A 13,216-nucleotide genomic window follows, 5' to 3' on the forward strand; every position below is an offset into this window, starting at 1 on the left:
ACCCCCATCATCTGGAGGGCTGGGCAGAGTTATCCCCAATATATGGCGATCTCCGGCCTAATAGGGCGTGCATTCGAAATCGGTATACTCGGTGTCACCGCTGGTCCAGCTGTCCACCTCGAAACAGTCGAACCGCAACATCGTCGCGGGCAGCGCCCAGTTGGCCGGGCGCCCGTCGCAGCTGAGGACGCCGGTCGCCACCGCCTGATCGCCCAGCACACCAACCACCCGGCAGCCCGAGACCTGCGCCATGGCAAACCCGGCCCGCTCGCGGATCGGGCCAAAGCGGGGGGCGTATTGCGGGTTGACGCGGATCGCCTCGGCCAGATTGCCGCGCACCCGCACGTCGAACACGCTGCCGCCCACATCGACACGGGTCGCAGGCAGGCCCCGGAACTCGCGGCCGGGGCCGCCGCAACCGGCCAGCAACACGATGAGAGAGAGCAGGCGGAGCATGGCCGCACTCTGCATCATTTCCGGTTAACAGAGGGTTTCACCCGGTGCGCAACAACTTGCCCAGCCGGGCCATCCCCTCTTCGATCATCTCCTCGGAGGCGCAGGAGAAGCTGAGCCGCAGAGTGTTGGCGCCCGACCCATCGGCAAAGAACGCGCGCCCGGGCACAAAGGCCACCCGTACCGTGTCCAGCGACCGGGCCAGCAGCGCGGCGCCATCCATGCCCTGCGGCAGGGTGAGCCAGACGAACATGCCGCCCTCGGGGCGGGTCCAGTCGACGCCCTCGGGCATGTGCCGGGCCAGCGCCGCCAGCATCGCGTCTCGGCGGCGGCGATAGGTGGCGCGCAGGCTGGCGACATGGCTGTCGAACAGGGTCTCGGCCACCCGGTGAATGGCGATCTGGTTGATGGTCGAGGAATGCAGGTCGGCGGCCTGTTTCATCAGCACCAACTGTCGGATCACCGCCTGCGGCGCCACCACCCACCCCACCCGAAGGCCGGGCGAAAGCGTCTTGGAAAACGACCCGCAATAGAGCGTCCGGCAGGCTTCGATCGAACCCTTGCGCGCGATCTCAAGCGCCAGGATCGGCGGCACCGGCGTGCCGTCATAGCGCAGCGCCTGATAGGCCGCGTCCTCGATCACCGCACAGTCCAGCGTCTCGGCCAGATCCAGCAGGCGCTCGCGTCCAGCCTCATCCACCGTCTCACCTGTCGGGTTGGCGAAATCGGCCGAGAGATAGGCCATCTTGACCCGCCCGCCGGCGGCCTCGGCCGCGGTGCGGTAATCTTCGGGCGCGCGGTTGGTGTTGATCCGCAGCCGGTCATAGGCCGGTTCATAGGCGTTGAACGCCGCCAGCGCGCCCAGATAGGTGGGCCAGCCCACCAGCGCGGTATCGCCGGGCGACAGGAACAGCTTGCCCAGGTAATCGAGCGCCTGTTGCGAACCCGAGGTGATCAGGATGTTGTCGGCGCCGCAGGGCACGCCCAGCCTGCCCATGTGATCGGCCAGCCAGCGGCGGAGCGGCAGGTAGCCTTCGCTTATCGAATATTGCAGCGCCTGCGCCTGGTGCGCCGGCGTCAGTGCCTCGGCAAAGGCGGTCGCAAAGGCCTCGGCCGGGAACAGCGCCGGGTCGGGGATTCCACCGGCAAAGGACAGGATATCGGGTTGGTCGAGCAGTTTCAGCAGCTCGCGGATTTCCGAGGCCTTCAGCCGCCCTGCCCGCGTGGCAAAGATTTCTTCCAGACTCATACCCCGGTCCTCCCTGTGATAAGGGTGAGACTAGAAAGCACGAAATTTAAGTCAATAATTCTGACCAATGTTACAGAGGACGTGAACGCGCCCTGTTGCGTCCTGCCGCGCCCGGTCATATGTTTTGACCACATTCAGAGGCCCCGCCCGCATATGCCATTCCAGAAAGTCCAACCCGAAAAACTGTCGACCTCGGTCGTGCGCCAGATCGAGATGCTGATCCTGCAAGGTATCCTGCGACCAGGCGAACGGCTGCCCGCCGAACGTGACCTGGCCGAGCGGCTGGGCGTGTCACGCCCATCGCTGCGCGACGCGGTGGCCGAATTGCAGGAACAGGGTCTGCTGGTGTCGCGGGCGGGTTCGGGCATCTTTGTGGCCGAGGTTCTGGGCAATGCCTTCTCGCCCGCGCTGACCCGACTGTTCGCCTCGCATGAAGAGGCGATGTTCGACTATCTCTCGTTCCGCCGCGATATCGAGGGGCTGGCCGCCGAACGCGCGGCGCGGCTAGGCTCGGAAAGCGACCTCAAGGTGATCCAGGCAATCTTTGACAAGATGGTCGAGGCGCATAAACGCGGAAGGAGCGAGGACGAGGCCCGGTTGGATGCCGAGTTTCACATGGCGATCATCGAGGCCAGCCACAACGTGGTGATGCTTCATATGCTGCGCTCGATGTTCGACCTGCTGCGGCAGGGCGTGTTCTATAACCGCAAGATCATGTTCCACCAGCGTACCACGCGCGAGGCGATCCTGGACCAGCACCGCGCCATCAACGCAGCCTTGCAAGAGCGCGACCCGGCAGGTGCCCGCGCCGCCGTGTCCGACCATCTGAGCTATGTCGAGCAATGTCTGGCCGATCAGGAAAAGGCCGAACGCAACGAAGCGATCGCCCGGCAGCGGTTGGAACATGAAGCAGGGCGTAGCTGAACCGCGCCCCGACAACTACCCTGACAACATCTTTGGAAACGAAAAACCCGACCATCGGCCGGGTTTTCCAGATCGGTACATGCTGTTGACGTCAGTGCAGCTTGGCACCCGCATCGGCAATGCCGGCATCGATCAGCTTGTTGGCCTCGGTCGCAGTCATGCTGCTGGCGATCACATCGCCGGCGGCGGCAACCGCGATAGCGATGGCCCGGTCGCGCACGTCCTTGACCGCTGCCGCCTCGGCCGAGGCGATCTGGTCCTGGGCAGCGGCCAGACGACGGGCGATCGACGCCTGCAGATCCACCTTTGCCTGCTCCGCTGCACGCTCTGCTTCGTCCTTGGCCGCAGCCACGATGGCATCGGCCTGGCCCTGCATTTCCTTCTGCTTGCGCTCGAAGGAGGCCAAGAGGCTTTGCGCTTCTTCACGCAGCTTACGGGCTTCGTCCAAGTCCGACTGGATGCCTTCGGCGCGCTTGTCCAGAGCCCCGCCGATCATCGACGGCACCTTGAAGTAGAACAGGACCGCGACAAAGACGAGGAACGCAATGGTCACCACGAAATCGGTGTTCTTCAGCGAGAAGAACGGGCCGCTCGCGGCAAGGGCCGGGCTGGCGATACCAGCGATCAGGACAAGGCTCAGGACAGGGGCGAGAATGTTACGCATGTCTCTTATCCTTTCATCCGCTGCTCGACGGCACCGGCAACAGAGGCCACGTCGGCCTTGCCACCCAGCGCATCGACCAGTGCCTCGGCAGTATCCTTGGCAACCGCTTCGATACTTTCCAGCGCACCGGCACGGATACCGGCAATCACCTTCTCCGATTCAGCGGCCTTGGCGGCAATCTCGGCATCGGCCTTGGCGATGGCGTCGTTCAGGCCAGCCTGAATCTCGGCACGAGCCTCGGCGGCGATACGCTGTGCCTCGGCGCGGGCATCGGCAAGCGCCTTGATATAGGCTTCTTCCGCTGCGGCGGCCTTGGCTTTCAGGTCTTCTGCAGCGGCGAGGTCGTTTGTGATGGTCCCCTGACGCTCGGCCAAGATCGCCGCGATACGCGGCAGGGCCACGCGCGACAGGACCAGAAAGACGACGACCAGCGTGATGACAAGCCAGAAGATCTGGTTCGGGAACCAGTCGAAACACAGCTGCGGCATGCCGATGGCAGAGCCATGGGAATCGACGCAGGTGCTGACAGCTCCGGTTGTTTCAGTCGCCATGTTGTCCTCCGTCGGAACGTTGTCTTTACAACAGGTGGGCCGCTATGGCCTGGGCCCACCTGCGCGTAAGGATCAGGTTCCGCGAATTAGACGGCGAACATCAGCAGCAGAGCGACGAGGAACGCGAAGATCCCCAGGGCTTCTGCGAATGCGATGCCGATGAACAGGGTCGCGGTTTGCGACGCGGCGGCCGAGGGGTTGCGCAGGGCGCCGGCCAGGAAGTTGCCGGCCACGTTGCCCACGCCGATTGCGGCTGCGCCGGAACCGATTGCTGCCAGGCCTGCGCCGATATGTGCGAGATCGCCTTCCATGATGTGTCTCCTTACGATTGGAAGTTGAATGTCAGGGTGTTGGATACACAGGGCGGGCACGGGCCCGCCGCTGAGATTAGTGATGCGGGTGCAGCGCGTCCTTGAGGTAGACGCAGGTCAGGATGGTGAACACATAGGCCTGGATAAAGGCCACCAGCACCTCGAGACCGTACATGGCGGTGATCGCCAGAACCGAAACCGGGCTGATCGCGGCGATGGCAGCAAAGCCTGCGAAAACCTTGATCACCGCGTGGCCTGCCATGACGTTGCCGGCAAGACGGATGGAGTGGCTGACGGGGCGCACGAAGTAGGAAATCAGCTCGATGATCGCCAGAATCGGGCGCAGGGCCAGCGGCGCGCTCGACACCCAGAACAGGCTCAGGAACCCGGCGCCGTTCTTAACGAAGCCCAGGATGGTCACGGTCAGGAACACCGCCAGCGCCAGCACCATGGTCACCGCGAAATGCGAGGTGGTGGTGAACGACTTGGGCAGCAGGCCCAGGAAGTTGGCGGTCACGATGAACATGAACAGGGTCATGACATAGGGGAAATATTTCACCCCGTCCTTGCCGCAGATGTCCTCGACCATCTTGTAGATGAAACCATAGGCCAGTTCCGCGATCGACTGCATGCGGCCCGGCACGATGGCGCGTTTCGAGGTGCTCAGCACCAAGAGACCGATGATCGCCAGCACCGCCAGACCCATCCACAGGGTCGAGTTGGTGATGGTGAACATGCCCACCGCGCCGTCGCCGAACAGCGGCTTGACGATGAACTGATCCATCGGGTGGAAGACCAGGCTACCACCCTCTGCTGCCTTGTCTGCGGCCTGTGCTTCGCTTGCCACGTCTAGTCCCTCTCGTCTCTCTCGACCGCTGCCTGCGCGGCTTCGGCCTCTGTCTTCGCCTGGATCTCGCGCGCGCTGCGGAGCATGACATTCACCCCGGCGCCAAGACCCAGCAATGTGAACAGCACCAGGAATATCGGGATCGTCCCGAACAGGCTGTCCAGCCCGTACCCGATGCCAAAACCGATCCCCAGACCGGAAACCATCTCGATCACCATCCGCCAGGCCAATTCGCCTTGGGCATGGCTTGCATCCGCGCGTTTGGTGCCGATTTCGCGGGCCTTCTTGGCCGCTTCGATCCGCGCCTCAAGCTGCGTCAATCGCTGCTTTTGGTCGTCTTCGGTCACGGGCGGCACCCCTACGCAGTCTTGGGCATGTGCTAAGGGGGCCGGGGCACAGAGTCAACGCCTCTGTCACCTCAGCAATTCCAAACCCAACCCATTGAAATAAAAATGCATTTATCACCCTCCAAAACAGGGTGCAAATGCGCCGCAGGCAAGTCCGGGACCAAAACCGCCAGAAATGCATATTCAACCAAACGGTTGACGATCCAAGCCGCATATGTTTCTGGCAGATCATGTCAGACCCGCTCGACGATGTCTTTTCGGCGCTTGCCGACCCTACAAGGCGCGCGATCCTCGCGATGTTGCTCGAGGATGACATGGCCGTGACCGATGTGGCCGAACCGTTCGAGATGTCGCTTGCGGCGATCTCGAAACATCTGGTGATCCTCACCCGTGCCGGGCTGATCACGCAAGAAAAACGCGGCCGGGTGAAATGGTGCAAGCTGGAACCAGACGCGCTGCGGCAGGCCTCGGTCTGGATGCAGGGGTTCGGTCAGTTCGAGCCGGTCAATCTGGATGCGTTCGAGCGCTTTCTTGCGACGGAACTGGGCGAAGACGCCCAACCGGGCGGATGAGCCGCCCGGCTATCCCCGCCGCGTCGGTGTTTCCAACAGCATGACCAGCGCCACCACCGTCATAGCGATCCCCACCAGCACCAGTCCGCCCGGCGCGCCATTGCCCAGCGCGATCTCCCAGCAGATCACCCAGGTCGGGGTCAGGTAGGTATAGGCCATCACCTTGGCCGAGGGCAGTCGCAGGGTGGCGAATTGCAGCAGCACAAATGTCATCGCGCTGGCGCAGATCGACACATACAAGAGCCCGATCCAGACGATGGGGGGCAGCGCCGCCCAATCGGTCGACCGCAGGTCCCCCCAGCCATAAAGGGTCAGCAGCAGACAGCCCGCCACCAGCATTCCCAGCGTGAACACCACCGCGGGCTCACCCCGGTTCAGCCGCCGCACCATCGGCGTATAGATCGCATGCGCCACGCAGCCCCAGAAATAGACGATCTCACCCCGTCCGATCTGAAATGCCTTGAGCGCGGCCCAGTCGGCGCGAAAGATCACCCACAGCGCGCCTCCTGCCCCGATCGCGAGCGCCAGCGCCATGCGCGGCGTGGTGACCTGCCGCAGCAGCACCCAGCCCGCAACCGCCGACAGAACCGGGGTCAGGGTGAACACAGCCGCCGCGCTGACCGGCGGTGCCGTCTTCAGCCCCTCGAACATCAGAACGAAATAGGCGGCGAACAGCCCGCCCAGCAGCGCATAGCGCCAAGGCGCCCGTAACGCCGCGCGCGGAATGCCGGTCGTAGCCGCCGCCGCGATGCCAATCACCACCGCGGCAATCCCGAACCGCACCGCGTTCAGCGCCGCCGGAGCGATCTCGTTGGCCACCATCGAACCAAGCGAGAAGCTGCCTGCCACCAGCGCCGAAAAGCAGAGCATCGCCAGATGACCCCGCCCCTCGGGACTCAGACCTCCCATTCGCGCGCAGCCTGCTTGAGGAACTTCAGAAAGCTCTGCACCTTGGGCGTGCGATGCAGGTCGACATGGGTCACGAGCCACAGCTTGCCCGACCATTCCTCTTCTGCAGGGAGCATCTCGATCAGATCCGGGTCGCGCGCGGCGGCCCAGCGCGACACAAAGCCGATCCCGGCCCCCGCCCGCACCGCGTGCCCGGCGGAGTAGGTATCGGAACAACGAAACGAAATCGCCTCGGGCGGCACGTTCTGGCGCAGCCAGATATAGAAAGGTGCCCGGCTGTTCTCGTCATCGCTGCCGACAAACTCGTGGTTTTTCAGGTCCTCGGGTCCCTTGAGCATCCCGCGCCGCGCCACATAGCCCCGGCTGGCATAAAGCCCCACCTCCTGATCGATAAAGGGTTGCACCACGTTGTCGGGCTGGTCGGGCACCCGCCCGGCCCGGATCGCCACATGCGCCTCGCCATATTCCAGCCGGAACAGGCGCGCGCCGGTCAGATATCGCACAATCAGACCCGAATGCTTGCGCTGGAACGCCCCCAGCACTGGTACCACCAGCGGCGCCAGCGATTCCAATGAGGTTACCACCAGCTCACCCGAGACATCGTCGCCCACACCCTTGAGCCGCCCGACAAGCTGACTGAACTGATCGTCGGTCGCCTGCGCCACCCTGAGCAGGTCCAGCCCCGCCTCGGTCGGGGTATAGCCGCGCGCGTGGCGCTGGAACAGCTTGACGCCCAGCCGCGCCTCGATCGCGTCGATATGGCGGATCACGGTGGCATGATGCACACCCAGCACCTCGGCGGCACCACTGACTGTTCCCATGCGCGCCACCTGATAGGCGGTCCGCACCTCGTCCCAATTCTCCATTCGACTTACGGCCTCAAACTGTGCAGATCTCAACAATAACCCCAACTTTTCACGCGCTACGTTCGCCTCTGCAACACAAATCTTCCGTCGCAAGATTTGTGCTGGCAATTTCGCGCCTCCCGCAGGACGCTGCACCAGACCCCACCAATCCGGAGGCCCCATGAAGAAGATCGGCATACTCGGCGGCGTCGGCTGGCCCTCGACCATCGACTATTATCGCGCCATCGCGCAGGGGGCCGGGCGCTTCTTTGCCGCGCGCGGCCATGGCGCTCCGCTGCCAATCCCCCCGATGACCATCGAATCCGTCACCCAGGCACAGACCCGCGCCCTGCGCGGCCGCCCCGGAGACGAGGCCAGCTGGGCGGGCTTCGATGCGGTCTTTCGCACCGCCCTGCTGACCCTGCAAGGGGCTGGCTGCGATTTCGCGGTGATCGCCTCGAACACGCCGCATGCGCGGCTGCATGCAATCCGCCGGGGGGTCGAGATGCCGGTTCTGTCGATCTTTGACGCCACCGCACGAGCCACCGCCAATACCGGCTGCCCCCGGGCATTGGTACTGGGCACCACCGTCACCATGCAGGCGCGCGATTATGCCAGCGCCCTATCCACCGCCGGGGTCATGGCGAATCCTCCCCTATCCCCGGAGGACATCGCAGAAATGCAGGCGCTGATCGACGAAGACCTTTACGCAGGCGTCTCGGAAAACGCGCGCCCGCGCCTGCTGGCCTTTTGCGACCGCCACGCCGAACCGGGCACCGCGATCCTGCTGGCTTGTACCGAACTGCCACTGGCCTTTCCCGACCATGTGGACGACATCACCTTTCGCGCCGGCGGGCATCTCTTCGTCAACCCCTCGGCGGCCCATGTCGCCGCCGCCCTGGACATGGCGCTGGCGGACGAGGTCTGACCCCCTGCTTCTTTCTGGTTGAAAATACTCGCGCCGCAGGCACGCGCCGTCAGGCGCGTTCGGCTCCGTCCAGCCAGGTCACCTCGCACCCGATGCGGTCGAGAAACGCCATCAGGTCCGCGCGCGCCATCGCGATTGTGCGATCATTGACCAGCGGATGCATATAGACCACCTCGGCCTCGCGCACCGCGGCATCCATGATCAGCCTGACCCCCTGCCCAACCCCGTTGATCATCGCCAGCGGGCTGACCGCACCCGGCCAGATACCCAGATTCTGCAACAGCCGGTCCGCCGAGCCAAAGGACAGGTTGCCCGCGCCCAGAACCGCGCCCAGCGCCTTCAGGTCGATCTCACGATCCTGCTCCAGCGTCACCAGATAGTTGCGCTTCTTCTTGTCGCGCAGGTACAGATTCTTGATCCGGAACGCCCGTTCTCCGGGCCGGGTCAGCTCCCCCTCGACCGCCTTGGCGTCTTCGACCGTTCTGAGCGGCACATGGGTAAACAGTCGATAGGCCAGTCCCCAGTCGTCAAGCTGGCCAAGCAGCGCGTCCGAGGAAACGGGCAATGTGTCCTGATAGGCCGAAGAGGCGTCCATGGTCGGGTTCCCTGACAAGTCAATCCACCCCTCTTGCCGCGAACCCCATTGCCTCGCAACCCATGCGCGACCAGTTCACCGCGCGTTGCGTCGTTCGCCCGCCAATGAACTCAATGAGGAAAGAATTCCAAGCCTTAGCCCAACGCATCAAAATTACTGTTTGTTTGCAAACAAACAACCATGAAGATAAAGTCACGACGTTCCAACAAGCGGCTATCTTTCGGGAAAACTTCCCATCACCCCCTATGGCCAGCGGCGTCAAATACCCCTATTTCAACGCCACCCCCTCGCAACTGGCAGGACCTATCGCCCCGTGTTCGACCTTCCCGCAATGCGTGCCGGCCTCGCCGACAAGTATGACCTTGCCCCATCGCCCACACTCGCCGCAGAGATGAGCGCGGAATACGCCCGAATGGCGCGTGTGGTCACCCCCGCCGACTGGGCCATCCATGCGCCCTATGTCCGCGCCATCAACCAGCTCAAGGCCGAACGCGGCGCCGTGATCCTGGGCCACAACTACATGACGCCGGAGATTTATCACGGCATTTCCGATTTCGTCGGCGACAGCCTTCAACTGGCGATCGAAGCCACCCGCACCGATGCCGATGTGATCGTGCAATGCGGCGTGCATTTCATGGCGGAGACCTCCAAGATCCTCAGCCCCGACAAGACCGTCTTGATGCCCGATATGGAGGCGGGCTGTTCGCTGGCCGAAAGCATCACCGCCGACGGCATCGCCCAGATGCGAGCGAAATATCCCGGCGCGCCGGTTGTGTCCTATGTGAACACCACCGCCGAGGTAAAGGCCGCCTCGGATATCTGCTGCACCTCCTCCAACGCCGCCCAGATCGTGGCCGCCCTGCCCGAGCACACGATCATCATGACCCCCGACCAATACCTGGCCCAGAACGTGGCAGCCCAGGTACCGCAAAAGAACGTGGTCTGGTGGGAGGGGTCGTGCATCGTGCACGAGCAATACAGCGCCCGCGACCTGCGCGACTTCCGCGAATGGAACCCTGGCACCCGGCTGATCGCCCATCCCGAATGCCCCCCCGATGTGGTGGCCGAGGCCGATTTCTCGGGCTCGACCAGCGGCATCATCGACTATGTCACGCGGGAGATGCCACAAAAGGCGCTGCTGATCACCGAATGTTCGATGGCCTCGAACATCGCCGATGCCCTGCCCGAGGTCGATTTTGTCGGCCCCTGCAACATGTGCCCCTATATGAAGAAGATCACGTTGGAAAAGGTGCTTTATGCGCTCGATAACATGACCGGTCAGGTCGAGGTCGACCCAACCGTCGCCCAACGGGCGCGGCTGGCGGTGCAGCGGATGATCGACCTCAGCCGGCAACTGGGGGTCTGAGGCCCCGATGCAGGACCTGCGCACCGACCGCGTGGTCATCATCGGCGCCGGGCTGGCCGCGATCTATGCGGCACTGAAACTGGCGCCCCACCCGGTGCTGATGATCTCGCCCGATCCGCTGGGCCATGGCGCCAGCTCGGCCTGGGCGCAGGGCGGCGTGGCCGCCGCGATGGACCCCGCCGACACGCCCGAGGCGCATGCGCGCGACACGCTGCGCGCAGGCGCGGGAACGGTGCTGCAAGAGGTGGCCGATTACGTCACCCGGGCCGCACGCGCGCATATCCTCGACCTCACCGATCTGGGCACCACCTTCGACCGCACCCGCGACGGCGGCTATGTGATGTCGCGCGAGGCGGCGCATTCAGCCGCCCGCGTGGTGCGGGTCAAGGGCGATCAGGCCGGGGCCGAGATCATGCGCGCCCTGATCGCGGAGTTGCGGCAGACCCGGTCGGTCCAGGTCCTCGAAGGCGCCCAGGTCGCACGCCTGCTGGTCGAGGCCGGGTGGGTCACCGGCGTCTGCCTCGCCTCGGCCGCGCCCGAGGGGTCGGCCCCCGTCACCCTGCGCGCGCCCGCCGTTTTGCTGGCGGCAGGCGGGGCAGCGGGGCTGTATGCCCAGACCACCAATCCCGCCCGCATCCGGGGTCAGGCGCTGGGCATGGCCGCCCGCGCCGGCGCGCGGATCGCCGATGCCGAATTTGTACAGTTCCACCCCACCGCCATCGCCACCGGCGTCGATCCCGCGCCCTTGGCGACCGAGGCGCTGCGCGGCGAGGGCGCGATCCTGATCGACCGGCATGGCCAGCGCTTCATGTCCGCGCTGCATCCCGACGGCGAACTGGCGCCGCGCGACGTGGTCGCCCGCGCCGTCTATCTGCAAACACAGGCGGACAATGCCCCCGCGCTGGATACCCGCGCGGCCATCGGCGCGCATCTGCCCACCCTGTTTCCCGCCGTCGCCCGCGCCTGTGCCGAGGCGGGAATGGACCCGCTCTCTGCCCCGATCCCGGTGGTGGCGGCAGCGCATTTCCATATGGGAGGCGTGGCCGCCGACCTAGATGGGAAAAGCAGCCTGCCGGGCCTCTGGGTCTGTGGCGAGGCCGCCTCGACCGGGTTGCATGGCGCCAACCGGCTGGCCTCGAACGGGCTGCTGGAGGCGCTGGTCTTTGCCCGCGCCTGCGCCCGCGACATCGCCCGGCAGGTGCGCCAGACCGTTGCGGCGCGGGTCGAAATAACCTTTGCCCCCGGCGGTGATGCGCCCGATGCGCAGGCGGTTGCCGAACTGCGCCGGATCATGACCGATCATGTGGGCGTGGTCCGCGATGGTGACGGGTTGCGCCGCGCCCTGCGCGCCATCGCGCAGATCGAGGCCGCGCATCCCCCTTGCGACGCGCTTGCCAACATGACCGCCACCGCCACGATGATTGCCGCCGCCGCCCTGATGCGGCAGGAAAGCCGCGGCGCGCATTACCGCACCGATTTCCCGCAGGCCGCGCCCGGCCCCGGCCAGCGCTCGGACCTGACGCTGGAGCAGGCGCTGGCGCTGCGCAACACGCTTTGACCCAAGGACCCGCCATGACCCATGCCCCCCTGCCCGACCTGATCCTGGAACCGCTGGTGCGCGCCGCGCTGATGGAGGATCTGGGAACCTATGGCGACATCACCACCCGCACCGTGATCGCACCCGGCACCCGTTACCGCGCCCGGCTGAACGCCCGCTCCGCCGCCACCGTCTCGGGCATGCAGGTCGCCGCGCTGGCCTTCCGGCTGGTCGACCCGGCGCTGCGGGTCGACACGCTTTTGCCCGATGGCCTGACCTGCGCCGCCGGGGACACACTGATGGTGATCGAGGGCGAGGCCGCCGCGATCCTGTCGGCCGAGCGGGTGGCGCTGAACTTTGCCGGGCGGCTTTGCGGCGTCGCAACCCTGACCGCCGCGCTGGTGGCCGAAACCCACGGCACCGACGCGCGCGTCACCTGCACCCGCAAGACCACGCCGGGTCTCAGGCTGGTCGAGAAACAGGCGGTGCTGCATGGGGGCGGCTTCAACCACCGCTATTCGCTGTCCGACGCGATCCTGATAAAGGACAACCATATCGCCACCGCCGGCGGCATCCGCCCGGTCCTCGAAGCGACCCGCGCCCGCGCCTCGCATATGGTCAAAGTCGAGATCGAGGTCGACCGCCTAGACCAGTTGGAAGAGGTACTGGCAGTGGGCGGCGCCGATGCGGTACTGCTCGACAACATGGACACAGAGACACTGGCGCGGGCGGTGCGGATGGCGCGCGGGCGCCTGATCACCGAGGCCAGCGGCAATGTCGCCCTCGACACGGTCGCCGCGATCGCCGCCACCGGCGTGGACTACATCTCTTCAGGCGCGCTGACCCATTCCTATCGCACCGTCGATCTGGGGCTTGATTTCTGATCCATGCGAGGCGCTGCCTCGCGCTCCGGAGTATTTGTGGCGAAATGAAGAGACAGACTTGCCTCTTTCCTCTTGCTGAAAATATCCCGGGGGAGTCACCGCAGGTGACAGGGGCAGCGCCCCCTCTTGCCCGCGCGGCTTGACTCCCCGGCCCGATCCGCGTAATCCCGCCGCAACTGTCCGGAAGCGTCAAACCTTCCGGTCCCCGGTATTGTCCGGGGATCGCCCTCCACC

At 65.1% G+C, this 13,216-nt stretch carries 17 protein-coding genes; 7 read left to right on the forward strand and 10 right to left on the reverse strand.

What is annotated here, in order from left to right; all coding sequences use genetic code 11:
* Window positions 1–57: 57 nt before the first annotated feature.
* A complete protein-coding gene (locus AC2FNA_RS08970) occupies window positions 58–456 on the reverse strand; it encodes a hypothetical protein (protein ID WP_496825779.1) in 399 nt (132 codons plus the stop codon).
* A gap of 37 nt (window positions 457–493) precedes the next feature.
* Entirely contained in the window at window positions 494–1,702 is a 1,209-nt protein-coding gene (locus tag AC2FNA_RS08975; protein ID WP_496825781.1) for an aminotransferase-like domain-containing protein, read from the reverse strand.
* 153 nt (window positions 1,703–1,855) lie between these two features.
* Here AC2FNA_RS08975 and AC2FNA_RS08980 point away from each other — a divergent pair, with 153 nt between their 5' ends.
* Window positions 1,856–2,626, forward strand: a complete 771-nt coding sequence (locus AC2FNA_RS08980) for a FadR/GntR family transcriptional regulator (RefSeq protein WP_496825783.1) — start codon at window positions 1,856–1,858, stop codon at window positions 2,624–2,626.
* A 91-nt stretch (window positions 2,627–2,717) separates the two neighbouring features.
* Here AC2FNA_RS08980 and AC2FNA_RS08985 read toward each other — a convergent pair whose 3' ends face one another.
* The 5 genes from AC2FNA_RS08985 to AC2FNA_RS09005 form a co-directional block, all read right to left on the reverse strand.
* Entirely contained in the window at window positions 2,718–3,290 is a 573-nt protein-coding gene (locus AC2FNA_RS08985; protein WP_496825785.1) for a F0F1 ATP synthase subunit B, read from the reverse strand.
* 5 nt (window positions 3,291–3,295) lie between these two features.
* On the reverse strand, window positions 3,296–3,841 hold the full coding sequence (locus AC2FNA_RS08990) for a F0F1 ATP synthase subunit B' (RefSeq protein WP_496825787.1): 546 nt from the start codon (window positions 3,839–3,841) through the stop codon (window positions 3,296–3,298).
* 86 nt (window positions 3,842–3,927) lie between these two features.
* Window positions 3,928–4,152 (reverse strand): F0F1 ATP synthase subunit C, encoded by a 225-nt coding sequence (locus AC2FNA_RS08995; RefSeq protein ID WP_011048925.1) that lies wholly within the window; start codon window positions 4,150–4,152, stop codon window positions 3,928–3,930.
* Window positions 4,153–4,228: 76 nt separating this feature from the next.
* On the reverse strand, window positions 4,229–4,936 hold the full coding sequence (locus tag AC2FNA_RS09000; protein ID WP_235776025.1) for a F0F1 ATP synthase subunit A: 708 nt from the start codon (window positions 4,934–4,936) through the stop codon (window positions 4,229–4,231).
* 65 nt (window positions 4,937–5,001) lie between these two features.
* Window positions 5,002–5,346 (reverse strand): AtpZ/AtpI family protein, encoded by a 345-nt coding sequence (locus AC2FNA_RS09005; protein WP_496825789.1) that lies wholly within the window; start codon window positions 5,344–5,346, stop codon window positions 5,002–5,004.
* Window positions 5,347–5,576: 230 nt separating this feature from the next.
* Here AC2FNA_RS09005 and AC2FNA_RS09010 point away from each other — a divergent pair, with 230 nt between their 5' ends.
* Window positions 5,577–5,918: an ArsR/SmtB family transcription factor gene (locus AC2FNA_RS09010; RefSeq protein ID WP_234165814.1), complete on the forward strand. Its 342-nt coding sequence runs from the start codon at window positions 5,577–5,579 to the stop codon at window positions 5,916–5,918.
* Window positions 5,919–5,927: 9 nt separating this feature from the next.
* Here AC2FNA_RS09010 and AC2FNA_RS09015 read toward each other — a convergent pair whose 3' ends face one another.
* Both AC2FNA_RS09015 and AC2FNA_RS09020 read right to left on the reverse strand, forming a co-directional pair.
* Window positions 5,928–6,827 carry a DMT family transporter gene (locus AC2FNA_RS09015; RefSeq protein ID WP_496825791.1) on the reverse strand — a complete coding sequence of 300 codons (900 nt, stop codon included), beginning with the start codon at window positions 6,825–6,827 and terminating at the stop codon, window positions 5,928–5,930.
* Window positions 6,815–7,693 (reverse strand): LysR family transcriptional regulator, encoded by an 879-nt coding sequence (locus AC2FNA_RS09020; protein ID WP_496825793.1) that lies wholly within the window; start codon window positions 7,691–7,693, stop codon window positions 6,815–6,817. The genes AC2FNA_RS09015 and AC2FNA_RS09020 overlap by 13 nt, the downstream gene beginning before the upstream one ends.
* A 160-nt stretch (window positions 7,694–7,853) precedes the next feature.
* Here AC2FNA_RS09020 and AC2FNA_RS09025 point away from each other — a divergent pair, with 160 nt between their 5' ends.
* Window positions 7,854–8,600, forward strand: coding sequence for an aspartate/glutamate racemase family protein (locus AC2FNA_RS09025; RefSeq protein WP_496825795.1), 747 nt, complete (start codon window positions 7,854–7,856; stop codon window positions 8,598–8,600).
* A 49-nt stretch (window positions 8,601–8,649) separates the two neighbouring features.
* Here AC2FNA_RS09025 and AC2FNA_RS09030 read toward each other — a convergent pair whose 3' ends face one another.
* Complete coding sequence (locus AC2FNA_RS09030) at window positions 8,650–9,195, reverse strand: prolyl-tRNA synthetase associated domain-containing protein (protein ID WP_496825797.1); 546 nt, start codon at window positions 9,193–9,195, stop codon at window positions 8,650–8,652.
* A 62-nt stretch (window positions 9,196–9,257) separates the two neighbouring features.
* On the opposite strand from AC2FNA_RS09030, the gene AC2FNA_RS09035 reads away from it, so the two are divergent.
* Genes AC2FNA_RS09035 through nadC form a run of 4 tightly spaced genes read left to right on the forward strand, consistent with a single transcriptional unit; the run spans window position 9,258 to window position 12,982 of the window.
* Window positions 9,258–9,590 (forward strand): hypothetical protein, encoded by a 333-nt coding sequence (locus AC2FNA_RS09035; RefSeq protein WP_496826001.1) that lies wholly within the window; start codon window positions 9,258–9,260, stop codon window positions 9,588–9,590.
* Complete coding sequence (nadA, locus tag AC2FNA_RS09040) at window positions 9,509–10,561, forward strand: quinolinate synthase NadA (protein WP_496825799.1); 1,053 nt, start codon at window positions 9,509–9,511, stop codon at window positions 10,559–10,561. Before AC2FNA_RS09035 ends, nadA begins: the two co-directional genes overlap by 82 nt.
* 7 nt (window positions 10,562–10,568) lie before the next feature.
* Entirely contained in the window at window positions 10,569–12,119 is a 1,551-nt protein-coding gene (locus tag AC2FNA_RS09045; RefSeq protein WP_496825801.1) for an L-aspartate oxidase, read from the forward strand.
* A gap of 14 nt (window positions 12,120–12,133) precedes the next feature.
* Window positions 12,134–12,982, forward strand: coding sequence for a carboxylating nicotinate-nucleotide diphosphorylase (gene nadC / locus AC2FNA_RS09050; protein WP_496825803.1), 849 nt, complete (start codon window positions 12,134–12,136; stop codon window positions 12,980–12,982).
* Window positions 12,983–13,216: the final 234 nt, after the last annotated feature.

The sequence above is a fragment of the Ruegeria sp. YKSD163 genome, assembly GCF_059612905.1.